This is a genomic window from Micromonospora sp. NBC_01412, assembly GCF_045040215.1.
Taxonomy (GTDB): domain Bacteria; phylum Actinomycetota; class Actinomycetes; order Mycobacteriales; family Micromonosporaceae; genus Micromonospora; species Micromonospora rubida.
The window spans coordinates 4,519,363-4,544,231 of record NZ_CP109528.1; the positions used below are offsets into that span (position 1 = coordinate 4,519,363).

Annotated in this window: 20 protein-coding genes; 16 read left to right on the top strand and 4 right to left on the bottom strand. The window is 74.3% G+C overall.

The window, feature by feature from the left end; all coding sequences use genetic code 11:
• The first annotated feature begins 29 nt into the window (after positions 1-29).
• The 9 genes from OG617_RS20765 (at position 30) to OG617_RS20805 (ending at position 8,362) form a co-directional block, all read left to right on the top strand.
• A complete protein-coding gene (locus OG617_RS20765; protein ID WP_405094709.1) occupies positions 30-827 on the top strand; it encodes a GNAT family N-acetyltransferase in 798 nt (265 codons plus the stop codon).
• Positions 828-829: 2 nt separating this feature from the next.
• Positions 830-1,237: a hypothetical protein gene (locus OG617_RS20770; protein WP_161687675.1), complete on the top strand. Its 408-nt coding sequence runs from the start codon at positions 830-832 to the stop codon at positions 1,235-1,237.
• 238 nt (positions 1,238-1,475) lie between these two features.
• Entirely contained in the window at positions 1,476-2,255 is a 780-nt protein-coding gene (locus OG617_RS20775) for an electron transfer flavoprotein subunit beta/FixA family protein (RefSeq protein ID WP_405094710.1), read from the top strand.
• Between the two features lie 11 nt (positions 2,256-2,266).
• Positions 2,267-3,226, top strand: a complete 960-nt coding sequence (locus tag OG617_RS20780) for an electron transfer flavoprotein subunit alpha/FixB family protein (RefSeq protein ID WP_405094711.1) — start codon at positions 2,267-2,269, stop codon at positions 3,224-3,226.
• Between the two features lie 181 nt (positions 3,227-3,407).
• A complete protein-coding gene (locus OG617_RS20785) occupies positions 3,408-4,583 on the top strand; it encodes a cysteine desulfurase family protein (protein ID WP_405094712.1) in 1,176 nt (391 codons plus the stop codon).
• Between the two features lie 140 nt (positions 4,584-4,723).
• Positions 4,724-5,797 (top strand): tRNA 2-thiouridine(34) synthase MnmA, encoded by a 1,074-nt coding sequence (mnmA, locus tag OG617_RS20790; protein ID WP_405094713.1) that lies wholly within the window; start codon positions 4,724-4,726, stop codon positions 5,795-5,797.
• Positions 5,798-5,815: 18 nt separating this feature from the next.
• Positions 5,816-6,820, top strand: coding sequence for a methionine synthase (locus tag OG617_RS20795; protein ID WP_405094714.1), 1,005 nt, complete (start codon positions 5,816-5,818; stop codon positions 6,818-6,820).
• Between the two features lie 35 nt (positions 6,821-6,855).
• Complete coding sequence (locus OG617_RS20800) at positions 6,856-7,224, top strand: VOC family protein (RefSeq protein WP_405094715.1); 369 nt, start codon at positions 6,856-6,858, stop codon at positions 7,222-7,224.
• A 124-nt stretch (positions 7,225-7,348) separates the two neighbouring features.
• A complete protein-coding gene (locus tag OG617_RS20805) occupies positions 7,349-8,362 on the top strand; it encodes an ADP-ribosylglycohydrolase family protein (RefSeq protein ID WP_405094716.1) in 1,014 nt (337 codons plus the stop codon).
• Positions 8,363-8,503: 141 nt separating this feature from the next.
• Here the strand turns inward: OG617_RS20805 and OG617_RS20810 are convergent, their stop codons facing one another.
• Entirely contained in the window at positions 8,504-9,076 is a 573-nt protein-coding gene (locus OG617_RS20810; protein WP_405094717.1) for a type II toxin-antitoxin system PemK/MazF family toxin, read from the bottom strand.
• 197 nt (positions 9,077-9,273) lie between these two features.
• On the opposite strand from OG617_RS20810, the gene ligA reads away from it, so the two are divergent.
• The 6 genes from ligA (at position 9,274) to OG617_RS20840 (ending at position 20,352) form a co-directional block, all read left to right on the top strand.
• Positions 9,274-11,529 carry an NAD-dependent DNA ligase LigA gene (gene ligA, locus OG617_RS20815; protein ID WP_405094718.1) on the top strand — a complete coding sequence of 752 codons (2,256 nt, stop codon included), beginning with the start codon at positions 9,274-9,276 and terminating at the stop codon, positions 11,527-11,529.
• Between the two features lie 333 nt (positions 11,530-11,862).
• Positions 11,863-14,349 carry a putative bifunctional diguanylate cyclase/phosphodiesterase gene (locus OG617_RS20820; RefSeq protein ID WP_405094719.1) on the top strand — a complete coding sequence of 829 codons (2,487 nt, stop codon included), beginning with the start codon at positions 11,863-11,865 and terminating at the stop codon, positions 14,347-14,349.
• Positions 14,350-14,586: 237 nt separating this feature from the next.
• Entirely contained in the window at positions 14,587-14,892 is a 306-nt protein-coding gene (gatC, locus tag OG617_RS20825; protein WP_405094720.1) for an Asp-tRNA(Asn)/Glu-tRNA(Gln) amidotransferase subunit GatC, read from the top strand.
• A complete protein-coding gene (gene gatA / locus OG617_RS20830; protein ID WP_405094721.1) occupies positions 14,889-16,364 on the top strand; it encodes an Asp-tRNA(Asn)/Glu-tRNA(Gln) amidotransferase subunit GatA in 1,476 nt (491 codons plus the stop codon). Before gatC ends, gatA begins: the two co-directional genes overlap by 4 nt.
• Before the next feature lie 13 nt (positions 16,365-16,377).
• Positions 16,378-17,877, top strand: a complete 1,500-nt coding sequence (gatB, locus tag OG617_RS20835) for an Asp-tRNA(Asn)/Glu-tRNA(Gln) amidotransferase subunit GatB (protein ID WP_405094722.1) — start codon at positions 16,378-16,380, stop codon at positions 17,875-17,877.
• A 117-nt stretch (positions 17,878-17,994) separates the two neighbouring features.
• Positions 17,995-20,352 carry a transketolase-like TK C-terminal-containing protein gene (locus tag OG617_RS20840; protein WP_405094723.1) on the top strand — a complete coding sequence of 786 codons (2,358 nt, stop codon included), beginning with the start codon at positions 17,995-17,997 and terminating at the stop codon, positions 20,350-20,352.
• Positions 20,353-20,397: 45 nt separating this feature from the next.
• On the opposite strand, the gene OG617_RS20845 is transcribed toward OG617_RS20840, so the two are convergent.
• Both OG617_RS20845 and OG617_RS20850 read right to left on the bottom strand, forming a co-directional pair.
• Entirely contained in the window at positions 20,398-21,987 is a 1,590-nt protein-coding gene (locus tag OG617_RS20845) for a metallophosphoesterase (protein ID WP_405094724.1), read from the bottom strand.
• Between the two features lie 99 nt (positions 21,988-22,086).
• Positions 22,087-23,352 (bottom strand): PQQ-dependent sugar dehydrogenase, encoded by a 1,266-nt coding sequence (locus OG617_RS20850; protein WP_405094725.1) that lies wholly within the window; start codon positions 23,350-23,352, stop codon positions 22,087-22,089.
• 80 nt (positions 23,353-23,432) lie between these two features.
• Between OG617_RS20850 and OG617_RS20855 the strand changes: the two genes are divergently transcribed.
• Positions 23,433-24,359 (top strand): 2-hydroxyacid dehydrogenase, encoded by a 927-nt coding sequence (locus OG617_RS20855; RefSeq protein ID WP_405094726.1) that lies wholly within the window; start codon positions 23,433-23,435, stop codon positions 24,357-24,359.
• 30 nt (positions 24,360-24,389) lie between these two features.
• On the opposite strand, the gene OG617_RS20860 is transcribed toward OG617_RS20855, so the two are convergent.
• A complete protein-coding gene (locus OG617_RS20860; protein ID WP_405094727.1) occupies positions 24,390-24,767 on the bottom strand; it encodes a PH domain-containing protein in 378 nt (125 codons plus the stop codon).
• Positions 24,768-24,869: the final 102 nt, after the last annotated feature.

The window sequence follows — 24,869 nt, forward strand, 5'->3', positions numbered from 1 at the left end:
CCGCTTTGCCCCGGGCTTAGCCTGGACCGGTGACCGATCTTGACGTGATGACGCTGCGCGAGGCGTACGACAACCAGCTGAAGGCCTGGGTGCCGGACCCGCTGCCGGCCGGGGTGACCGTGGAGCGGGACGGGCCGCTGGTCTGCATCCTCGGCCTGGACCGCGGGGGTTTCCTCGGCTACCGGGACCTGGGGGGCCTGACCGGGGCGGCGCTGGACGAGCTGATCGCCCGGCAGGTGGAGGTCTTCCGGGCCCGGGGCGAGCAGGTGGAGTGGAAGCTGCACGGCCACGACGAGCCGGCCGACCTGGCCGACCGGCTGCGGGCCGCCGGGTTCGTCCCGGAGGAGCGGGAGACCGTGATGATCGGCCCCGTCGCGCCGCTGGCGGCCGCCCTCCCCGTGCTCCCCGAGGGGGTACGCCTGCGTGAGGTGACCGCCCGCGCCGACCTGGACCGGATCGTGGTCATGGAGGAGGAGGTCTGGGGCGAGAGCCGGGGACACCTCGCCGACGGGCTGGAGCGGGAGATCGCCGCCGACCCGCAGTCGATCACGGTGGTGGTCGCCGAGGCGGGGGAGACCGTGGTCAGCGCCGGCTGGGTGCGCTACGTCCCCGGCACCGGCTTTGCGACGTTGTGGGGCGGCTCGACGCTGGAGGGCTGGCGCCGCCGGGGCGTCTACCGGGCGCTGGTCGTCCACCGGGCGCGGCTGGCCGCCCAGCGTGGCCGCACCCTGCTCCAGGTGGACGCCTCCGACGACAGCCGGCCGATCCTGGAGCGGCTCGGCCTCGTCCCGGTCACCACCACCACGCCCTACATCTACACTCCGTGACCATGGGGCAGCGACTGACGGACGACGAGCGGCTCACCCTGAAGACCGGCGCGTTCGGCGCGGTCTTCCTGGTCTCGAACGCCGATCCGGGCATGCTCGCGCTGCTGCGGGAGAGCTTCGCCGCGTCCGGGGTGATGGCGCAGGCGGGCGGCCCGGTGAAGGAGGCCCTCACCACCGGCCCGCTGCCGACGCTGCCCCGCGACTCGGCCCTGGAGGTCGAGTCGGTGGTGCTGCCGGCGCTGGGCCGGGCGGTGGAGATCCTGCGGGAGAAGTCCCCGGAGGACGTGGCCGGCTACCGATCGCTGGTGCTCGCCGCCGCCGACCGGGTGGCCCGGGCGCACCGGGGCGTGGCGCCGGCCGAGGCGGCGGCGATCGACAAGATCAGGGCCGCGCTGGCCGAGCCGGCCTGACCTCCGCCGCACGCGACCCGGCGGGCCGGGCCGCGTGCGGTGCGCCGCTCGGGGACAGTGGGGCGCGGTGAGTTGTGTCACTCGGAGGTGCCCCGAGGTCGAAGCTACCTGTGGGTAACATTGATTCGTGGGCAAGTGCACAGCAGCCTGCGGTTGACCTGGCGTCAACGGACGCGCGAGGCTGCGCCCGAGACCGGGCGAGCAATCGCAACACCAACAGGAGGGTCGTCGAAGCGCGATGAACATTGTCGTACTCGTCAAGCAGGTGCCCGATTCGGGCGCGGACCGCAGCCTGCGTCCTGACGACAACACCGTGGACCGCGGTTCGGCGAACAACGTCATCAACGAGATGGACGAGTACGCCATCGAAGAGGCGTTGAAGATCAAAGAGGCGCATGGCGGTGAGGTCACCATCCTGACCATGGGTCCGGACCGGGCGACCGAGTCGATCCGCAAGGCGCTCTCCATGGGGCCGGACAAGGCCGTGCACGTCGTCGACGACGCCCTGCACGGGTCCTGCGCCGTGGCCACCTCGAAGGTGCTCGCCGCCGCCCTCGGCCAGCTGGGCGCCGACCTGGTGATCTGCGGCGCGGAGTCGACCGACGGTCGGGTCCAGGTCCTGCCGCACATGATCGCCGAGCGCCTCGGCGTCGCCGCGCTGACCGGTGCTCGCAAGCTCACCGTCGACGGCGCCACCCTGACCGTCGAGCGGCAGACCGAGGAGGGCTACGAGGTAATCACCGCCTCGACCCCGGCCGTCGTCTCCGTCTGGGACACCATCAACGAGCCGCGTTACCCGTCCTTCAAGGGCATCATGGCCGCCAAGAAGAAGCCGGTGCAGACGCTCTCCCTGGGTGACCTCGGCGTCGCCCCTGCCGAGGTGGGCTTCGACGGCGCGACCAGCGCCGTGCTGGAGCACACCAAGCGCCCGCCGCGCTCCGGCGGCGCGAAGGTCATCGACGAGGGCTCCGGCGGCGTGCAGCTGGTCGAGTTCCTCGCCACCGAGAAGTTCGTGTGAGGGGTCTGGACATGTCTGAGGTTCTCGTCGTCGTCGAAGCCACCCGGGAATTCGGCGTCAAGAAGGTCACCCTGGAGATGCTCACCCTCGCCCGCGAGCTGGGCACGCCGAGCGCGGTCGTGCTCGGTGGCGCCGGCGCCGCCGAGGCGCTGAGCGCCAAGCTGGGCGAGTACGGCGCGGAGAAGGTCTACGCCGCCGAGGGCGAGGAGATCGACGGCTACCTGGTGGCACCCAAGGCCACCGTGCTGGCCGAGCTGGTCAAGCGGGTCCAGCCCGCCGCCGTGCTGCTCGCCTCCGCCCAGGAGGGCAAGGAGATCGCCGCCCGGTTGGCCGTCAAGCTGGACAACGGCATCCTGACCGACGTGGTCGGCCTCGCCGCCGACGGCACCGCCACCCAGGTCGCGTTCGCCGGCTCGGCCATCGTGAAGTCCAAGGTCACCAAGGGCCTGCCGCTGGTCACCGTCCGGCCGAACTCGGTCACCCCGGTGCCGGCCGCCGCCACCCCGACCGTCGAGCAGCTCACCGTGTCGGTCACCGACACCGACAAGCTGGCCAAGGTCGTCGACCGGGTCGCCGAGCAGAAGGGCTCGCGCCCCGAGCTGACCGAGGCCGGCGTGGTCGTCTCCGGCGGTCGCGGCGTCGGCAACGCCGACAACTTCAAGCTGGTCGAGGAGCTGGCCGACCTGCTCGGCGGTGCCGTCGGCGCGTCCCGCGCGGCCGTCGACTCCGGCTTCTACCCGCACCAGTTCCAGGTGGGCCAGACCGGCAAGACCGTCTCCCCGCAGCTCTACGTCGCGCTGGGCATCTCCGGGGCGATCCAGCACCGGGCCGGCATGCAGACCTCGAAGACCATCGTCGCCGTGAACAAGGACGGCGAGGCCCCGATCTTCGAGCTGGCCGACTTCGGCGTCGTCGGCGACCTGTTCAAGGTCGTCCCCCAGGCGGCGGAGGAAATCCGCAAGCGCAAGTGACCGCCGCCCCCTGAGGGCTCGCAAATACACGGAAGGAGTGGCTGTCCCACGCGGGACAGCCACTCCTTCCGTGTATTTGCCGCGGGGCCGCGGTGGGGGATCTGCTCGGTGACCCGGGGCGGGGCGGGGAGCGGCCTCCGGCGTCGGGGTGTCGGTGTCCCGGTCAGTAGGCTGAACGGTGATGGCATACCTGGATCACGCCGCGACGACTCCGATGCTCGACGAGGCACTGGAGGCGTACCTGGCGACAGCCCGCGAGGTCGGCAACGCGTCGTCACTGCACGCGGCCGGGCGGCGTGCCCGACGCCGGGTGGAGGAGTCCCGCGAGCGGGTGGCCGCCGCGCTGGGCGCCCGCCCGTCCGAGGTGATCTTCACCGGCGGCGGCACGGAGAGCGACAACCTCGCGGTGAAGGGCATCTTCTGGGCCCGCCGGTCCGCGTCTCCGGGCCGGCGGCGGCTGCTTTCCAGCGCCGTCGAGCACCATGCCGTGCTCGACGCGGTCGACTGGCTGGTCGACCACGAGGGGGCCGAGGCGGGGTGGCTGCCGGTGGACGCCGCCGGTCGGCTCGCCCCGGAGACGCTGCGCGCCGAGCTGGCCGCGCACGGCGACGAGGTGGCCCTGGTCACCGCCATGTGGGCCAACAATGAGGTGGGCACCCTCCAGCCGGTCGCCGCGCTGGCCGCCGTCGCCGCCGAGCACGGTGTGCCGTTCCACACCGACGCGATCCAGGCCGTCGGCCAGGTGCCGGTCGACTTCGCCGCCAGCGGCGTCTCAGCGCTCACCGTCACCGGGCACAAGCTGGGCGGCCCCGCGGGCGTCGGCGCGCTGGTGCTCGCCCGGGACGTCGCGGCCACCCCGCTGCTGCACGGAGGCGGGCAGGAGCGCGACGTCCGCTCCGGCACGCTGGACACCGCCGGCATCGTCGCCTTCGCGGTCGCGGTGGAGGCGGCCGTGAAGGGCCAGCAGGAGTACGCGGCCCGGGTGGCCGCCCTCCGCGACGACCTGGTGGAGCGGGTCCGGCACGCCGTCCCCGAGGTGGTCTTCAACGGCGACCCCGCCGACCGGCTCCCGGGCAACGCGCACTTCTCCTTCCCGGGCTGTGAGGGCGACGCCCTGCTCCTGCTGCTCGACGCCCAGGGCATCGCCTGCTCCACGGGCTCGGCCTGCTCGGCGGGCGTGGCCCAGCCCTCGCACGTGCTGATCGCGATGGGCGCCGACGACGACCGCGCCCGTTCCTCGCTCCGCTTCACCCTCGGCCACACCAGCACCCAGGCAGAGATCGACGCCCTGGTGACGGCCCTCCCGACCGCGGTCGACCGCGCCCGCCGCGCCGCCGCCCTCCGTACCCCCCGCTAACCCCACCCCCGCCCGCCGATGATGGACTCGTGGCGTCCGGTTCGGCGACGTGCGCCACTTCCGTCCCCCGGCACCGTTCCGTGATCGACGGGGCGGAGGGCGGGGCCGGTACGCTCGGGTGGGGAAGGGAGCGTGACGGGGTGAGGGTTCTTGCGGCCATGTCCGGCGGGGTGGACTCCGCCGTGGCGGCGGCGCGGGCCGTGGAGGCCGGGCACGACGTCACCGGCGTGCACCTGGCGCTGGCCCGCAATCCGCAGACGTATCGCACCGGGGCGCGGGGGTGCTGCACGCTGGAGGACTCCCGGGACGCGCGGCGGGCCGCCGACGTGGTCGGGATCCCGTTCTACATCTGGGACATGGCCGACCGGTTCCACGAGGACGTGGTCGACGACTTCGTCGCCGAGTACGCGGCCGGCCGTACCCCGAACCCCTGCCTGCGCTGCAACGAGAAGATCAAGTTCGCGGCGGTGCTGGACCGGGCCGTGGCCCTGGGCTTCGACGCCGTCGTCACCGGCCACCACGCCCGGCTCGGCCCGGACGGCCTGCTGCGCCGCAGCGTCGACCTCGCCAAGGACCAGTCGTACGTGCTGGCGGTGCTGACCCGCGCCCAGCTCGACCGGTCGGTCTTCCCGCTCGGCGACTCGACGAAGGCGCAGGTCCGCGAGGAGGCCGCCCGCCGCGGGCTGGCCGTGGCCGACAAGCCCGACTCGCACGACATCTGCTTCATCGCCGACGGCGACACCCGGGGCTTCCTGGCCGGACGGCTGGGCGAGGCGCCGGGCGACGTGGTCGACGCGCTCACCGGCGCGGTGGTCGGCAGCCACACCGGCGCGTACGCGTACACGGTGGGGCAGCGGCGTGGCCTGCACCTGGACCGGCCCGCCCCGGACGGACGGCCGCGTTACGTGCTCTCGATCACACCGAAGACCAACACCGTCACCGTGGGGCCGGCCGAGGCGCTGGAGGTCTTCTCGGTGCGCGCCGCGCGTCCGGTGTGGACCGGTGGGGCCCGGCCGGCCGGGCCGGTCGGGTGCGAGGTGCAGTTGCGCGCCCACGGCGACGTGGTGCCGGCCACCGTCGAGCTGACCGGGGACACGCTGCGCGCCGAGCTGGGCCGCCCGGTTCGCGGCGTCGCCGCAGGCCAGGCCGTGGTGGCGTACCGGCCGGACCCGGCCGGCGACGTGGTGCTCGGCTCCGCCACCATCACCGCCTGATCCGTATACCCTTCGCCCGTGACAGATCTTGCGTGGCCCTGGCCGGCCGGCGCGGCGACCGGCATCGGCTCGCTGCCCGGCACCGACGTCGCCGAGGCGCAGCGGGTCGTCCTCGGGGAGCTGCCCGCGCTGCCCCACCTGCCCGAGCTGCCCGAGCGCGGCCCGGGCGCGGACCTGATCGGCCGCACCGGCGGCCTGCTGGTCGAGCTGCCCGTCGAGCTGTACGCGGGCCGATGGCGGGTCGCCCCCCGGCCGGGCCGGGACCTGCGCCGGGCCCGGGACCTGATGGAACGCGACCTCGACCAGCTCGCTGAGCAGGCCGAGGAGTACGCGGGGACGGTCAAGGTGCAGGCGGCCGGCCCGTACACCCTGGCCGCCTCGCTCGACCTGCCGATCGGCGGGCGGATGCTGCGCGATCCGGGCGCGGTGCGGGACCTTGCCGGGTCCCTCGCCGAAGGGCTGCGCGCGCACGTCGCGGCGGTGGCCCGCCGGCTGCCCCGGGCCACGGTGCTGCTCCAGCTCGACGAGCCGTCCCTGCCGACCGTGCTGGCCGGGCACGTGCCCACGGAGAGCGGCCTCGGCACGTACCGTCCGGTGGCGCAGCCCGACGCGGCAGACCTGCTGCGCGCGGTGGTCGAGGCGGTCGGGGTCCCGGTCGTGCTGCACTGCTGCGCGCCGGACGTCCCGCTGGAGCTGTTCCGCAACGCCGGCGCGGCCGCGGTCGCGCTGGACCTGAGCCTGGTACGGGACCTGGACCCGCTAGGCGAGGCGATCGACGCCGGGCTCGGGCTGCTGGCCGGCGCCGCCCCGGCCACCCCGCCGCCGGCCGGTGGCGCGCCGACCTCCGCCCAGGTCGCCGACCGGGTACGTCAGATCTGGGACCGCCTCGGCTTCCCGCGCCGCCGCCTCGCCGAGCAGGTGGTGATCACCCCGGCCTGCGGCCTCGCCGGGGCCAGCCCGCAGTACGTCCGGGCGGTGCTGGAGGCGTGCCGGGACGCGGGGCGGCGACTCGCCGAGGACTGAGGTTTCCTGTCGGCCCCGGCGGGCAGGATGACGGCATGGTTGGACAACTGCGTTCCACAGTGATCGACTGCCCCGATCCCCGCGCTCTCGCGGCGTTCTACGCCGAGCTGCTGGGCCTGTCGGTGGCGGAGGAGGACTCCGAGGGCGACGAGTGGGTGGTGCTCGGCGGACCGGTGGGCCGCCATCCCCGGCTCGCCTTCCAGCAGGCGCCCGACCTGCGCCCGCCGGCCTGGCCGGACCCGGAGCGGCCCCAGCAGCTCCACCTAGATGTCACCGTCTCCGACATCGAGGCCGCCGAGAAGGCGGCGCTGGCGCTGGGCGCGCGACGGCTGCCCGGCGAGGGCGAGGGTTTCCGGGTCTACGCCGACCCGGCCGGTCACCCGTTCTGCCTGTGCTGGGACTGACCCGCGCTTTTGCTGGGACTGGCCCGCGCTCCGTGCTGGGACTGACCCGCGCTCTTGCTGGAACTGCCGCGCTCTGTGCTGGGTCTGACCCGCGCTCCCGTGGCGCGGCTTGCGACCGCCCGGCATGATCACGGGGGTGATCGACTCCTCGCTCCGGCGGGCCTCCGGCTCGCTCTTCGGCCTCGCCTACGGTGACGCGCTGGGCCGGCCGACCGAGTTTCTGACCGTCGCCGAGATCCGCCGCCGGTACGGCCCGTCCGGCCCTCACGAGTTGGAGGGCCATCCCGCGCTGGTCACCGACGACACCCAGATGGCGCTCGCGGTGGGCTGGGCGCTGCACGACGCGTCGGCGTTCACCCCGGAGGCGGTCGAGCCGCTGCTGCGGGAGCGCTTCATGGCCTGGGCGGTCAGCCCGGACAACAACCGCGCCCCGGGGATGACCTGCCTGCGGGCCTGCGCCGAGCTGTCCCGGGGGGTGCGCTGGCAGGAGGCGACTGTGGCCGGCTCGAAGGGCTGCGGCGCCAACATGCGGGTCACCCCCGTCGGGCTGCTCCCCGTCGACCTGGACACCCTGGCCGGCCTCGCCCAGCTCCAGGCCGGGCTGACCCACGGCCACCCCACCGGGCTGGCCGCCAGCGAGCTGACCGCCTACGCGGTCCGGCTGCTGCGCGACGGCGTCGCCCTGGCCGAGCTGCCGGCGCTGCTCGTCGAGCGGTCTCGCGAGCAGCGCCGGGTCTACCGGGCGGACTGGCTCGGCGATCTGTGGCAGCGCCCGGGCGTGGACTCCCCGGAGGACTTCATCGCCCGCGGCTGGGACGAGTGCCTGGCCGCCCTGGGCCGGCTGACCACGACGCTCACCCGCCCCGACGACGGTGGCGACCCGTGCCGGCGTACCGGTGAGGGGTGGGTGGCCGAGGAGGCGCTGGCGACGGCGCTGCTCTGCGCGCTGTGGCACGCCGACGACCCGGTCGGCGCGCTGGCCCGGGGCGCGACCACCGCCGGTGACTCCGACTCCATCGCGGCCCTGGCCGGCGCCTTCGTCGGTGCCGCCCACGGCCTGCCCGCCTGGCCGCGCGCCTGGTCCACCCAAATCGAGTACGCCGACCAACTAACCACCCTCGCCACCCCCCACGACTAACCACCCACCCCCACCCACCCCCGACCACCCCCGACCAGTCCGTTGATCAAGAGGTTTACGTCAGGATCCGCCTCGCTGGCGACGCAAACCTCTTGATCAACGGGGTATTCGGGGCGTGGGGTGGGGTTTGGGGGTTTGGGGTCAGGGGGTGGGGAGATGGGGGAGGGTGCGGAGTTGGCGCCAGAGGGTGGGGTCGCATCTGCCCGCGCTGTCTCGGAAGGCCGAGGTGGCGATCCGGATGGGTTCGCTGATGTCGAGGTAGCTGTCGTGGTCGGCACCGGGGTCCCAGTCGCGGGTGGGGATGCGGACGTGATCGTCCCGGTCGGACTTGTCCTGGCTGGTGACCTTGAGCACGTCGGCGCCCCGGCCATCGGTCCGCAGCACCACGCAGGGGCGGACCTTCGAGCCGGTGCCGTCGGCGTACGGGACCTCGGCCCACCAGACCTCGCCGGGTCGGGGCGTACCGGCGGGGGCGGTGGTCCGCTCGGCGGCGCGCGGCCGGGGCGGGGCGGCCGGTCGGCCCGAGGCCCGCGTGCCGGTGCCCCGCCCGGGGCGGGTGGCGGTGGATCCGGGGCGCGGCCGGTCCCGCTGCGGCCGGGTCCGGTCCCGCCGGGCGCGCTTGGGCCCCGCGCTGCGCCGACGCCACTCGCTCCACGCCCAGCCCGCCGCGACGGCCAGCACGATCGCCAGCGCCCAGAGCAGCCAGTCCGGCATCCGCGCCTCCCCCTGTCCGGCGGCGGTCCGGGCCCGCCGACGTGCGGCGATCCTCGCACGTCGGCGGGGTGACGGCCCGCCGGGCGCGGCGGGCGGCCGGCGGATTGTCACACTCGACCGATACGGTGCGGGGGTAGCTTGATCACGGGAGGTCGCACGACGTGTCCGGTGGCGGCAAGGTGTCGGGGAGCGGCGGGATGTCCAAGAGCAGCAGGGCGTCCGAGAGCAGTGGGGCGTCGGAGAGTGGTGGGGCGTCGGGGAGCGGTAGGGCGTCGGGGGACGATCCGGCGTCGACGGCGGGCCCGGCCGCGCCGGACGGTGTTGAGGGCATCGTCCCGCAGCAGGTCACCCCGGCGCAGGAGGCGGCGGCGGGAGCCGAGCCGACCCCCGAGGCGCGGGAGCGGCACGCCATCCTCAGCCAGGAGCTGACCGAGCACCAGTACCGCTACTACGTCCTGGACTCCCCGATCACCACCGACGCCGAGTTCGACCGGCAGCTACGCGAGTTGGAGGCGCTGGAGGCCGAGTTCCCGGCCCTGCGCACCCCGGACTCCCCGACCCAGCGGGTCGGCGGCACCTTCTCCACCGACTTCACCCCGGTCGCCCACGCCGAGCGGATGCTCTCCCTGGACAACGCCTTCGCCGACGAGGAGCTGGCGGCCTGGGCCGAGCGGGTCGAGCGGGACGCCGGCGGCCCGGTGCCCTACCTGTGCGAGCTCAAGGTCGACGGGCTGGCGATCAACCTGACCTACGAGAAGGGCCGGCTGGTGCGAGCGGCCACCCGGGGCGACGGGCGCACCGGCGAGGACGTCACCGCCAACGTCCGCAGCATCCGGGACGTGCCGGCCCGGCTGACCACGTCGGCAGAGTTCCCCGACGTGCCCGAGTTCATCGAGGTGCGCGGCGAGATCTACTTCCCGATCGCCGGCTTCGCCGACCTCAACGCCAGCCTGGTGGAGCAGGGCAAGGCCCCGTTCGCCAACCCGCGCAACGCCGCCGCCGGCAGCCTGCGCCAGAAGGACCCGCGCATCACCGCGTCCCGGCCGCTGCGGCTGGTGGTGCACGGCGTCGGCGCCCGGCGCGGCTTCACCCCGACCGCCCAGTCCGAGTCGTACGCGGCGCTGAAGGCGTGGGGGCTGCCGACCAGCGATCGCTGGCGGGTGGTGCCCGACCTGGCCGGCGTCGCGGAGTTCATCGCGTACTACGCCGAGCACCGGCACGACGTCGAGCACGAGATCGACGGCGTGGTGGTCAAGGTGGACCCGGTCTCCATCCAGGGTCGGCTCGGCTCGACCAGCCGGGCCCCGCGCTGGGCGATCGCCTTCAAGTACCCGCCGGAGGAGGTCAACACCAAGCTGCTCGACATCGACGTCAACGTCGGCCGCACCGGCCGGGTCACCCCGTTCGCCGTCCTGGAGCCGGTCCTGGTGGCCGGCTCGACGGTGGCCCTGGCCACCCTGCACAACGCGCAGGAGGTGGAGCGTAAGGGCGTGCTGATCGGCGACACGGTGGTGATCCGCAAGGCCGGCGACGTGATCCCCGAGGTGCTCGGCCCGGTGGTCGACCTGCGTCCGGCCGACGCCCGGCCGTTCGTCATGCCGACCACCTGCCCGGCCTGCGGCACCCCGCTGCGGCCGGAGAAGGAGACGGACGTCGACATCCGCTGCCCGAACAGCCGTAGCTGCCCGGCGCAGCTGCGCGAGCGGGTGTTCCACCTGGCCGGCCGGGGCGCGTTCGACATCGAGGTGCTCGGCTACAAGGGCGCGGCGGCGCTGCTGGACGCGCAGGTCATCACCGACGAGGGTGACCTGTTCTCCCTCGACGCCGAGAAGTTGGCCCGGTCGCCGTTCTTCGTCAACAAGGACGGCAGCCTCGGCAGCAACGCCGCGAAGCTGCTCGACAACCTCGCCGTGGCCCGGGAGCGCGACCTGTGGCGGGTGCTGGTGGCGCTCTCCATCCGGCACGTGGGCCCGACGGCAGCCCAGGACCTCGCCCGGCACTTCCGCTCGATGGCGGCCATCGAGGCGGCCGGCGAGGAGGAGCTGTCCTCGGTCGACGGCGTCGGCCCGACTATCGCGGCCAGCATCAAGGAGTGGTTCGCCGTCGACTGGCACCGCGAGGTGGTCCGCAAGTGGGCCGAGGCGGGCGTACGGATGGCCGAGGAGGCCGGCGAGGAGGGGCCACGCCCGCTGGAGGGGCTCACCGTCGTGGTGACCGGCACCCTGGAGGGGTTCTCCAGGGACCAGGCCGCCGAGGCGATCCAGACCCGGGGCGGCAAGGTCACCGGCTCGGTCTCCAAGAAGACCGGCTTCGTCGTGGTCGGGGACAACCCCGGCTCCAAGGCCGACAAGGCGGTCAGCCTGAAGGTGCCGGTGCTGGACGAGGAGGGCTTCCGGGTCCTGCTGGACCAGGGCCCGGACGCGGCCCGTGAGGTGGCCCGCGTCGGCGAGTGACCCGGCCGCCGCCGCCCCGGGCGACCCGGGCGCCACCGACCCGGGTGCCACTGGCCCAGGCGCCACCGGCACAAGCGTCACCCGCGCGGGCATCACTGGCGCAGGCGTCACCTTGCGCGGGTGTCATCGCCCCGGGCGTCACCCGCGTGGGTGGAGCGGCCGGGGGACCTGCGGAGGCGGGTCGTGAAACTTGACCGCACCTGGTCGCGTATACCAACTTAATTACGACTACGACCGATTCGTGGCTGTCGTCTCGGAAAAAGCGGCACTCAGGGCGTTTCATGGGGGCACGACGGGCGCAGGGCCCGCCGTGGCCGCTGCCCGGGAGGTGCGATGGAGGCCGTCGATCCGCGAAACTCCGTCCCGCCGGGACGGGTGACGCCCTTCTACGGCTTCGTCGCCGCCGTCGCGGCGCTGGCGATCCTGGTCTCGGCCCGGCCGTTGACCGAGCTGCCGGGCCGACTGGCCGAGCTGCCGGTGGCGTTCTGGACGATGGCGGCCCTCGCCGTGGTCTGCGACGCACGGCCGTTCGTGCCCCCGGGGCGCCGGCAGCCCTCGGCGGTCTTCCCGTCCACCTGCTTCACCTTCGCCATCCTGCTCGGCTGGGGGCTCGGTCCGGCCGTGGCGGTGCAGACCGTCGCGGTGGTCGTCTCCGGCTGGCGGATGGGGCATGCCGCCTGGCGGTCCGGCTTCAACGCTGCCCAGTACGCCTGCGCGCTGGCCGCCGCCGCGGTGGTCACGGGCCTGGGGCCCGGCGGGATCTTCGAGGGCGGGCACCTGGGCTGGAGTGACGTGCTCGCCGTCGGCGGGGCGGCGGCGGCCTGGTTCGTGGCCAACTACGGGCTGGTCAGCACCGCGATCCGGTGGCGTTTCGGGGGCCGCTGGTGGCCCGGCGTCCGGTCGGGCCTGGGGTACGAGCTGATCTCCACCGGTTCGTTGCTGCTGCTCGCCCCGGTGCTGGTGGCCGCCGCCCGGGCCAGCGCCGCGCTGATCCCGCTGGTGCTGGTGCCGCTGTTCGCGGTGTACCGGATGGCCCGCCTCGCCGCCGAGCAAGAGCACCTCGGCGCGCTCGACCCGCTCACCGGCCTGCCCAACCGCAAGGCGCTGCTCGCGGAGGTGGCCGAGCAGGTCCACCTGCACGCCGAGCGGGCCGCCCGAGGCGACCCGGACGCCCACCTGGCGCTGCTGCTGATCGACCTGGACCGGTTCAAGAACGTCAACGACGCGCTCGGTCACGCCGTGGGCGACCGGCTGCTGGTCGAGGTGAGCGCCCGGCTGGCCGGCGTGGTGGGGGAGCGGGACCTGCTCGCCCGCCTCGGCGGGGACGAGTTCGCCATCGTCAGCACCGGGCTGACCGGCGTGGAGGCCGCCCGGGAGACCGCCGAGCGGCTGGTGGGCGCGCTCGCCGAGCCGGTGGCGCTGGACGGGCTGCCGCTGGACGTCGGCGGCTCCATCGGCATCGCGATCTACCCAGAGCACGGGGAGGACTTCGCCACCCTGATGCGCCACGCCGACGTGGCGATGTACGACGCCAAGCAGCGCAGCGACACCGTCGCCGTGTACGCCGCCGAGTCCGACCACAACTCCGCCGAGCGGCTGGGTCTGCTGGCTGACCTGCGGCGCGTACTCGAATCGGGGCCGGCGGGGCGGGACGACGGTCGGGGGACGGCCGGGGTGCGCGGCGGGGACGGCGCCGCGCTGCCCGCAGCTCTCGCTCCGGCCGCCGGCCGCGGCGGCGCGGGGCGCTCGACCGTGGGGTTTGCCCGCTGGGGTGCCCGCCGGCATCGGGAGCGCTCGGGGCCGGCCCACCCCGACGAGCTGATCCAGCGGATCGTCACCGCCGCCGACCCGATCCGGCACCGAGCCGCCGCGACCGGCACTGGGCCGGAGCAGCCGGTCGGACCGGGCGTCGCCGGCCCGGAGCAGACGGTCGAACCGGGCGGTGGCGGGGCGGCGGAGGCGGATCCCGGGACCGGCCCGGGGGCCGGGGTCGCGTACGCGGAGCCGGCCGGCCGGCGGACGGGGCCCGACGAGCCGGGCGACCCCGGCGAGATCACCATGTACTACCAGCCGCAGGTCGCCATCGCCACCGGCGAGGTGGTGGGGGTGGAGGCGCTGCTGCGCTGGCGGCATCCGCGCCGGGGGATGGTCGACCCGGAGGAGCTGATCCGGGTCGCCGAGCAGAGCGCGGTCATGCGACTGCTCACCCGCCGGGTGGTCGACGACGTGGTGGAGCAGTTGGCGAAGTGGTCGGCGGCCGGGATCAGCCTGCGGGCGGCGCTCAACGTCAGTGTCCGGGACCTGCACACCGGCGAGATCGCCGACCAGATCGCCGACCGGCTGGCCCGCTTCGGCGTCCCGCCGGAGCGGCTGCAACTGGAGATCACCGAGGGCGCGCTGATGGCCGACCCGCGCCGGGTGCTGGCCACCATCTCCCGGCTGCACGCCATCGGGGTGGCCATCGCGCTGGACGACTTCGGCACCGGGTACTCGTCGATGCAGCACCTGCGCCGGTTGCCGCTGTCCGAGGTGAAGGTGGACCGGTCGTTCGTGCTCGGGATGGTCGACGACGCGGACGACGCCGCGATCGTCCGGTCGATGATCGAGCTGGCCGGGGCGCTCGGGCTGCGGGTCGTCGCGGAGGGGGTGGAGGACGAGCGGACCTGGCGACTGCTGCACGCCGCCGGCTGCGACGTGGCGCAGGGTTGGTTCTACGCCCGGCCGATGCCGGCCGAGGAGCTGGCCGCGTGGCTCGCCCGGTACCGGCCGCTGCGGCCGGCCGCGCGGGGCGCGGAGAGCCGGCCCCCGCGCGGCCGCTGACCCGACGGCGTCCTGGGCGCCGCCGGGCCGGAGGGAGAATCGGGACGCCGGGTCGGAGAGGAGTCGGGCCCGGAGAGGGAGCCGGGCCCGGAGAGGGAGCCGGGCCGGAGGGGGAGTCGGGGACGCCGGGTCGGTGCTGGACAATAGACTCGCTCCGGTCACCGCACGTCATCGTCATCCCGACGCGCGGCGGGCCACCCGTCAGAAACCAGCACGACAGCCACGAAGGGGGCACTGATGGCCGCCATCTCCCGCGAGGAGGTCGCGCACCTGGCGCGACTGTCGCGGCTCGCCGTCACGGAGGAGGAGTTGGACACCTTCGCCGGCCAGCTCGACACGATCCTCCAGGCGGTCGCCCAGGTCGGCGAGGTCGCCGCGGCGGACATCCCGCCGACCTCCCACTCCGTACCGTTGACGAACGTGCTGCGCGAGGACGTGGTGGTGCCGGGCCTGACCCCGGCGGAGGCCCTGTCGGGCGCGCCCGACGTGGAGGAACAGCGGTTCCGCGTCCCGCGGATCCTGGACGAGGATGTGGCGTCGTGACTGACCTGACCAAGCTGACCGCCGTCGAGATCGCCGGTCTCGTCGCCGGCGGGGAGACCTCGGCCGTCGAGGTGACCCGGGCCCACCTGGACCGGATCGCCGCCGTCGAGGGCCGGGTGCACGCCTTCCTGCACGTCGACACGGAGGGCGCGCTCGCCGCCGCCCGCGCGGTAGACGAGCGCCGGGCGGCCGGGGAGGAGCTGGGCCCGCTGGCCGGCGTCCCGGTGGCCGTGAAGGACGTGCTGACCACCAAGGGCGTGCCGACCACCGTCGGGTCGAAGATCCTTGAGGGCTGGCGCCCGCCGTACGACGCGACGATCGTGCAGCGGCTGCGGGCGGCCGGCACGGTGATGCTCGGCAAGACGAACATGGACGAGTTCGCCATGGGCTCCTCCACGGAGTACTCGGCGTACGGGCCGAGCCACAACCCGTGGGACCTCGACCGCATCCCGGGCGGCTCCGGTGGCGGCAGCGCCGCCGCCATCGCGGCGTACGAGGCGCCGCTGGCGATCGGCTCGGACACCGGCGGCTCGATCCGCCAGCCCGGCGCGGTCACCGGCACCGTCGGGGCGAAGCCCACCTACGGCGGCACCTCCCGGTACGGCCTGGTGGCGTTCTCCTCCTCGCTGGACACCCCGGGCCCCTGCGCGCGTACGGTGCTGGACGCGGCGCTGCTGCACGCGGCGATCGGCGGGCACGACCCGCGCGACTCCACCTCCATCCCGCAGCCGGTGCCCGACGTGGTGGCCGCCGCGCGGCTCGGCGCGACCGGCGACCTGACCGGCGTGAAGCTGGGCGTGGTCACCGAGTTCTCCGGCGAGGGCGGCGAGCCGGGCGTGATGGCCGCGTTCCGCGAGTCCGTCGACGCCCTGGCCAAGCTCGGCGCGGAGATCGTCGAGATCTCCTGCCCGCACTTCAAGTACGCCCTGCCGGCGTACTACCTGATCGCGCCGAGCGAGTGCTCGTCGAACCTGGCCCGGTTCGACGGCGTCCGGTTCGGGCTGCGGGTCGGCGACGACGGCAACCGGTCGTTGGAGGAGGTCATGTCGCTGACCCGGGAGGCCGGCTTCGGCCCCGAGGTCAAGCGCCGGATCATGCTCGGCACGTACGCCCTCTCCTCGGGCTACTACGACGCCTACTACGGGCAGGCGCAGAAGGTCCGGACCCTGATCACCCGGGACTTCACCGCCGCGTTCGAGCAGGTCGACGCGCTGATCTCGCCGACCACGCCGTTCGTGGCGTTCCCGATCGGCGCGCGCACCGCCGACCCGTACCAGATGTACCTGGCCGACCTGTACACCATCCCGACGAACCTGTACGGCGGGCCGGGCATCTCGGTGCCGTGCGGCCTCTCCGAGGGGCTGCCGGTCGGCCTTCAGGTGATGGCCCCGACGATGGCCGACGACCGGATGTACCGGGTCGCCGCCGCGCTGGAGTCCGCGGTCGGCACGTTCACCCCACCGGCACTGTGAGGCAGGAGCACCGATGACGACCACCTTGCCCGCGTACGACGATGTCGTTGCGCGCTACGAACCGGTGATCGGCCTGGAGACCCACGTCGAGCTGGGCACGAACACCAAGATGTTCTGCGGCTGCCCGACGGACTTCGGCGGCGAGCCGAACACCCGGGTCTGCCCGGTCTGCCTGGGCCTGCCCGGCTCGCTGCCGGTGGCGAACAAGGCGGCCATCGAGGCGACGATCCGGATCGGCCTCGCGTTGAACTGCTCCATCGCGCAGTGGTGCCGGTTCGCCCGGAAGAACTACTTCTACCCGGACATGCCGAAGGACTTCCAGATCAGCCAGTACGACGAGCCGCTCTGCGTCGACGGCTATCTCGACGTGGAGGTCAACGGCGAGCTGGTCCGGATCGGCATCGAGCGGGTGCACCTGGAGGAGGACACCGGCAAGACGCTGCACGTCGGCGGCGCCACTGGGCGAATCCACGGCGCGACCGAGTCGCTGGTCGACTACAACCGGGCCGGCATCGCGCTGGTGGAGATCGTCACCAAGCCGGTCCCCGGCATCGGGGCACTCGCCCCCGAGGTGGCCCGCGCGTACGTGGCCGAGCTGCGCGACGTGATCCGCTCCCTGGGCGTCTCCGACGTGCGGATGGAGGAGGGCTCGCTGCGCTGCGACGTGAACACCTCCCTCAACCTGCCGGGCGCGGAGTGGGGCACCCGCACCGAGACGAAGAACGTCAACTCGCTGCGCTCGGTGGAGCGGGCGGTCCGCTCGGAGATGCTGCGCCAGGCGTCGGTGCTCGACGCGGGTGGCCGGATCACCCAGGAGACCCGGCACTTCCAGGAGGACACCGGGGGCACCCGGCCGGGCCGCTCCAAGGAGACCGCCACCGACTACCGGTACTTCCCGGAGCCGGACCTGGTGCCGCTCGCCCCGGACACCGCGTGGGTGGCCGAGTTGAAGGCCGCCCTGCCGGAGCTGCCCCGGCTGCACCGCCGTCGGCTCCAGGAGCAGTGGGGTCTGTCCGACGCCGACATGCAGTCGGTGCTCAACGCCGGCGCGGTCGAGCTGATCGAGGCTACCGTCGCCGCCGGGGCCACCCCCGCCGCCGCCCGCAAGTGGTGGCTGGGCGAGCTGTCCCGCCGGGCCAACGAGACCGGCGTGGAGCTGGCCGACATCGGGGCCACCCCGAACCAGGTCGCCGAGCTCCAGGGGCTGGTCGACGCCGGCAAGCTCAACGACAAGCTGGCCCGGACCGTCCTGGAGGGTGTGGTGGCCGGCGAGGGCTCACCCACCCAGATCATGGCCAACCGGGGCCTGGAGGTCGTCTCCGACACCGGCGCGCTCACCGCCGCCGTGGACGAGGCGATCGCCGCGAACCCGGGCATCGCCGAGAAGATCCGCAGCGGCAAGGTCGCGGCGGCCGGCGCGCTGGTCGGCGCGGTCATGAAGACCACCCGGGGCCAGGCCGACGCCAAGACCGTCCGCGAGCTGATCCTGGAGCGCCTCGGCGCCCAGGGCTGAGCCCCGACCGGGAAGGCCGCCGCCGGGACCGGCGGCGGCCTTCCCGCCTCTTCCGACTACCCGGCTACCCGCACCCCCTCGCGAGGGCGTCAACGGCGACGCCCGGATGGAGCCACCGTGAACCAGCACGACCTCGATGTCCTCGACGAGATCCAGCGGCGGGTGCTCTGGCTCGCCACCCGGATCGTCGACGCGGCCAACCACGATCGGGACACCGGCGACGGGGTGAAGGTCGGTGGCCACCAGGCGTCCAGCGCCTCCCTGGTCACCGCGATGACCGCGCTGTGGTTCGCCCATCTCGACGCCGAGGACCGGGTGGCGGTCAAGCCCCATGCCTCCCCGGTCTTCCACGCCGTCCAGTACCTGCTGGGCAACCTGGACCGGTCGTACCTGCCGAGGTTGCGGGCCCGGGGCGGCCTCCAGTCGTACCCGTCGCGCACCAAGGACCCGGACGGCGTCGACTTCTCCACCGGCTCGGTCGGCCTCGGCGCTGCCGCGCCGCTGTTCGCCGCCGTCACCCGCCGGTACGTCGACGCCCACTTCGGCGAGCGCCCGCACTCCCGGTTCGTCGCGCTGATCGGCGACGCCGAGCTGGACGAGGGCAACATCTGGGAGGCCGTCGCCGACCCGGCCACCACCGGGCTGGGCAACGTGATGTGGCTGGTCGACTTCAACCGCCAGTCCCTGGACCGGGTCGTCCCGGGCATCCGGATCAACCAGTGGCGCGGCCAGTTCGAGGCCGCCGGCTGGCACGTCGTCGAGGTCAAGTACGGCCGCCGGCTCGCCCAGGCATACGCCCGGCCGGGCGGGGAGGCGCTGCGCGACTGGATCGACGCGATGCCCAACGAGCAGTACCAGTCGCTGTTCGGGCTGGCCGGCCTGGCGCTGCGCGCGCAGTTCCTCGACGGGGCGCCTGCCGGAATCGCCGAGTTCATCGCCGACATCGCCGACGACGAGCTGGGCCCGCTGGTCACCGACCTGGGCGGGCACGACCTCACGGCGATGCTCGACGCGTACGCCCAGTGCGACGCGGTCACCGACCGGCCCAGCGTGGTCTTCGCGTACACGGTGAAGGGGTGGGGGCTGCCGATCGCCGGCAACCCGCGCAACCACTCGGCGCTGCTGTCCACCGAGCAGGTCGACGCCCTGCGCGCCGCCCAGGGTCTGACCGCCGAGACCGAGTGGGACCGCCTCGACCCGGCGAGCCCCGCCGGCATCCGGGCCGGCGAGCGCCGCGAGGCGCTGTCCCGCGCGCCCCGCGAGCGGGCGCTGCCGGTCGCCGTTCCGGAGACCACCCGGGTACGCGCCAACAAGCCCGTCTCCACCCAGGAGGCCTTCGGTCGGGTGCTGGTGGAGCTGGCCCGGGACGAGAACCTGGCCCCGTACCTGGTCACCACCGCCCCGGACGTGGCCACCTCCACCAACCTGGCCGGGTTCATCAACAAGACCGGGGTGTTCGCCCCGACCGCCCAGCGGTCCTGGACGGAGGACCGGATGCTGCGCTGGACGGAGAGCCCGTCGGGCCAGCACATCGAGCTGGGCATCTCGGAGATGAACCTGTTCCTGCTGCTCGGCCAGCTCGGCCTGTCCTGGGACCTGTCCGGGCAGCCGCTGCTGCCGGTCGGCACGGTCTACGACCCGTTCGTGCTGCGCGGCCTCGACGCGTTCCTGTACGGCACGTACTCCGGCTCCCGGTTCGTGGTCGCCGGCACCCCGTCGGGCATCACCCTCGCCCCGGAGGGCGGCGCCCACCAGTCGACGATCACCGCCTCGGTCGGGCTGGAGCTGCCCGGGGTCACCTTCGTCGAGCCGGCGTACGCGGCCACCCTCGACTGGCTGCTCTGCGACGCGCTCGGGCAGATCGCCGCCGGTGGCGTGCCGGCCACCACCGCCGCGCCGGCCGAGGACGGGGCGTACTACTTCCGGCTCAGCACCCGCCCGATCGACCAGGCCCCCTTCGAGGCGGCCCGGGCCCGGCTCGGCGACGCGGTGCTGCGCCGGCAGGCGGTCGCCGGGGCGTACCGGCTGGTGGACGCGCATGAGGTGTACCCGCATCTGGCCGACGCCCCGGTGGTGCAGCTCGCCGCGTCCGGCGCGGTGCTGCCCGAGGTGCTGGCCGCCGCCGCCGAGCTGGCCGAGGAGGGCGTCGCCGCGCACGTTGTCGACGTGACCAGCCTGGACCGGCTCTACCGGGCCTGGCAGCGCACCCTGCGCCAGGGCGTGCGGACGGCCACCGTGCCGAGCGTGCCCGGGGCGCTGCGGTCGGCGTTCGTCGACCGGGTGCCGGTGGTGACGGTGCACGACGCCGCCTCGCACGCGATGGCCTGGCTCGGTTCGGCCCTCGGCGCGCACGCTGTGCCGCTGGGGGTGGACGAGTTCGGCCAGTCCGGCAGCGTCCGCGAGCTGTACGAGCTGCACGACCTGCTGCCCGGCAGCATCGTCAACGCCGCCCTGGCCGCCCTGTCCCTGCGCTGACCGTCCCCGCCGTCTCCCGCGTCCCCGTCCCCCGGCCCGCCGCGTTCAGCGGGTCGGGGTGGGGGTGACGGGGACCTCGGCGCCGGCCTTCGGGTCCCGCACCAGGTGCCGTTCCAGGTTGACCTGCGACTGGCCGGTCCCGCCGATGGTGATGTCGTCGTACGCCTGGAGCAGCTTGTCCTTGTCGAGGTAGAGCACCGTCATCGACAGCGGGGTGGGCTTCTCGCCCTCCAGGCCACGCAGCCCGGCCCCGCCGGTGGACCCCTCCACCATGAGCTGGGTGGGCATCTGGCCCGGCACCTGCGGCAGCTTGGAGACCTGCCGGGCGTGGGTGTGGCCGGCGAGGACCAGCGGGCAGGTGCCCGACAGCGGCCCGGCCGACGCCGGGTCGTGCACCAGGGCGATGTTCACCGGCGTGGGCGAGTTGCGGACGGTGGTGGCGAGCTGGTCTCCGGCCCCGATCACCTGGTCGGCGACCTGCTTGGTCAGGCCGCTGCCGGCGGGCGAGGTCTCCTTGTCCGGGGTGAACCGGGGGTCGCCGATGCCGGCGATGGTCAGCCCGGCGACGGTGGTGGTCGAGTTGTTCAGCACGATCGCGTTCGGCTGCTGGGCCACCGCAGCCGCCGTCTTCCCCGAGTCGTGGTTGCCCCGGATGTAGACGTACGGCTTCTTGAGCAGCCCGATCGACCCGACGTAGGACGCCTCCGGCTCGCTGCCCCAGTCGGTGAGGTCCCCGGTGTCGATCACCACGTCGATGCCGAACTGCTCGACCACGGTGCGGATGAGCTGCCAGCCGGACGGGTTGAGGTGCATGTCGGAGACGTGCAGGATCCGGGTGGTGCCGGGTGCCGGCTCGTACACCGGCAAGGCGGACACGGTGGTGTAGAGCTGGCTGACGTTGCCGACGAGGCGTTGGAGCTGCTCGGCGTACTTGGTGTAGTCGTTGGCGATCTTCCGGGCGTCACCGACGATCGCCGGGGCGTTGACCAGCAGCCCCTCGTACCGGGGCTCCTCGATGGCCTGCGGGCGGAGGGTGGACGCGGCCAGGCCGAGGCTGCCGGCGGTGACCGCCAGGGCCAGACCCCCGGCCCAGGCGGTGCGCCGGGTGTCCCGGAAGACCAGGGCGGCCAGCAGGAGGGTGACCAGCAGCGTCGCGCCGACGGTACGCAGGCCGAGGCGCATCACCCCGGTGCGGACGTCGGTGACGGCGGACTGGCTGGCCCGGCTGATGCTCGCCGGGTCGCCGATCAGCGCCTCGGTGCGTCGCTGGTCCAGTGCCCCCAGCCCCACGGTCAGGTGGGTCGGCCCGTCGTGGCTGTCCAGGTGCAGGGCGCCCAGCGGCGGGATGTCGACGGTGGTGCCGCCCGTGAGCGCGGGCGCGAGGGTCAGCTCGGCCCGGAACGGGCCGATGTCGGTCTGCACCCGCCCGCCGGCGAAGGTGCCGATCACCACCCCGGCCAGGGCGATCGCCACGACGGCGAGCGCCACGCCCACCCGGCGGGTCAGGGCCAGGCCTCGGCCCCGGCCGGGCGAAACGTCCCCGCCTCTGCGCCGGAGGGCCCAGCGCCGGCCACGACCGGTCGCCGGGGTGTCGGCGTCCCCGGTGTTTCGCTGTTCGTTCTCCTGGCCGTCCATGCTGAGATTCTGACCTGCCCAATGAAGGATCTTGGCAAACCCTGGATTCCGCCGCGCCGCGCCGCGCGGTCCGGGTGCTACGGCCGCTACGCGTCGCGGCTAGCCACGCCCCGCGCCGCCGTCGGAGAAGACCAGGCGCAGGATGCGGTCGTCCTCGGGGGCCGGCTGGCCCCGCCCGTCGTGGTTGGACGTGGTGACCCAGATCGACCCGTCGGGCGCGGCGACCGTCGCCCGCAGCCGACCGTACTTGCCGGTGAGCAGCTCCCGGGGCTGGCCGAGCATGGTGCCGGTGTCGGTCAGCTCGGCCAGCCAGAGCCGCTGCCCGCGCAGGCAGGAGGTGACCAGCAGCCGGTCGGTCGCGGCCAGGCCCGAGCAGGACGCGTCGGAGGTCTTCCACTGCACCAGCGGGTCGGTGTACCGCTTGTCGCCGGCCTTCCCCTCGACCAGGGGCCAGCCGTAGTTGCCGCCCTTGGTGATCTGGTTGATCTCGTCCCAGGTGTTCTGGCCGAACTCGACCGCGTACATCCGCTTGCCGGCGTCCCAGGTGAGTCCCTGCACGTTGCGGTGCCCCAGGGACCAGACCGGGGACCCCGGGTACGGGTTGCCCGGGGCCGGCTTGCCGTCCGGGGTGATCCGCAGGATCTTGCCGCCGAGGCTCTTCTGGTCCTGCGCGGACTCCCGGTTGCCGGCGTCGCCGGTGCTGGCGTACAGGTAGCCGTCCGGGCCGAAGGCGAGCCCGCCGCCGTTGTGGGTCCCGGACCGGGGGATGCCTGTCAGGACCGGCGTCGGCCGGCCGCCCAGTTCCAGCTTGACGATCCGGTTGTCCCGCTCGGCGGTGTGGTAGACGAAGACCGTCCGGTCCGTCGCGTAGCGGGGGGACACGGCGATGCCGAGCAGGCCGCCCTCCCCGCCGGCCGCGACGTCGGGCACGGTCTGCACGGCGGTGACGGTCAGCCCGTCCCGCCCGGACCCGGGCCCGACCTGGAGGATCCGGCCGCTGTCCCGCTCGGTGACCAGCGCGCCGCCGTCGGGCAGGAACGCGATTCCCCACGGCACCCGCAGGCCCTTGGCCAGCACGGTGGCGACCATCTGCTGGCCGGTGCCGCCGCCGGGGGCGGAGGCGGACGGGGTCGGCAGGTTCGGCGGCTCGCCGGCCGGGTCCGGGTCCGGCTCGCCGAAGCTGCATCCGGCGGCGGCCAGCAGCAGCGCCGCGCACGACGCCGCGGCCACCGCGCGTACGGAGGTCTTCCGGGGGTACGGGCGACGGGGGCTCACCCTGCCCAGCCTAGCCGCCCGGACGGGTCCTGCGCGGTGGCCGCGCGGTAGCCCTGCCCGGGTCTGTCGCCGGGGCGGGCGGTCGGTCATCGCCGCCCGGGCCCCGTCACCGGGTGGTTCGCCCGCACCGGCGGGGGACCGACGTCGCCGGGCGGCTATCGTCGTCGGGCGTGAAGGTATGGATTCCGCACCCGGCCGGTCACGGCCTGCTCGGTGACGTGCCGCCCGGGGTCACCGTCGAGGTGGCCGAGTCGCCGTCCCGCCTCCCGTCCGACGTGGCCGACGTGCGGTTCTGGGTGCCCCCGTTCCTGTCCGGCGGGGACGCCGCCGCCCTGCTCGGCGAGCTGCCCGCCCTGCGGGTGGTGCAGCTCCTCTCCGCCGGGGCCGACGCCTGGGTCGGCCGGGTCCCGGACGGGGTGACGCTCTGCGACGCGCGCGGGGTGCACGACTCCGGCACCGCCGAGTGGGTGGCCACCGCGGTTCTCTCCCAGCTGCGCGGCTTCCCCGCCTTCGCCGTCGCCCAGTCCCGCCGCGAGTGGGCGTACGACCGGGTCTGCCCGACCGACGAGCTGGCCGGCAAGCGGGTGCTGATCGTCGGCGCGGGCTCGATCGGGGCGGCGGTGCGCGCCCGGCTGGCGCCGTTCGAGGTGACCTTCACCCTGGTCGCCCGGACGGCCCGCCCCGCCGAGGGGGTGCACGGGGTCGACGAGCTGCCGGCGCTGCTGCCCGAGGCCGATGTGGTGGTGCTGCTGGTGCCCCTCACCGAGGCGACCCGGGGCCTGGTCGACGAGGAGTTCCTCGCCGCGATGCCCGACGGCGCGCTGCTGGTCAACGCCGCGCGTGGCCCGGTGGCCCGGACGGACGCGCTGGTCGCCGAGCTGGTCTCCGGGCGGCTGCGGGCCGCGCTGGACGTCACCGACCCCGAGCCGCTGCCCGCCGACCACCCGCTGTGGGGGCTGTCCAACGTGCTGCTCACCCCGCACGTCGCCGGCTCGGTGCGCGGGCTGCTGCCCCGGGCGTACCGGCTGGTGGGGGAGCAGGTGCGGCGGTTCGTCGCCGGCCAGCCACTGATCAACACGGTCTCGGACGGCTACTGACCCGTCCCCGGCCCGACAGGGTCAGGCGGGTCAGGCGGTGTGGCCGGGCAGGGTCTGGCCGGTGACGGCGACGAGCCGGGGCAGCTCGGTGCCGCGTACCGCGGGCAGGACCAGCCACTCGCCGTCGTCGAGCCGGGCGACGGCCCGGCCCCGGGCGTCGGCGGTCAGCTCGACGATCCGTTCCCAGCCGATCCGACGCTGCCCGGTCAGCGCCCGCAGGCGCAGCTCCCGGGCGTCCGCCTCCGTGCCGGAGCGCCAGGCCCAGACGGCGACGGCGAGCGGGACGAGCAGCACCGGCAGGAAGTACCACCCGGCGGCGGCCAGGGGCAGCGCCCCGATGAAGGCGATCACCGCCGCGACCAGGATCGCCTGGTTGGGGCGGAAGCGGATGGTCTCGGCGCTACTCACCCCTCGATGATCCCACCTGGGCGGGGTCGGGCCCCGGGCGGGCGGGGACGCGGGTGACCGGCGCCATGACAGTGACCTGAATCACTCATGTTCCCGACCTGG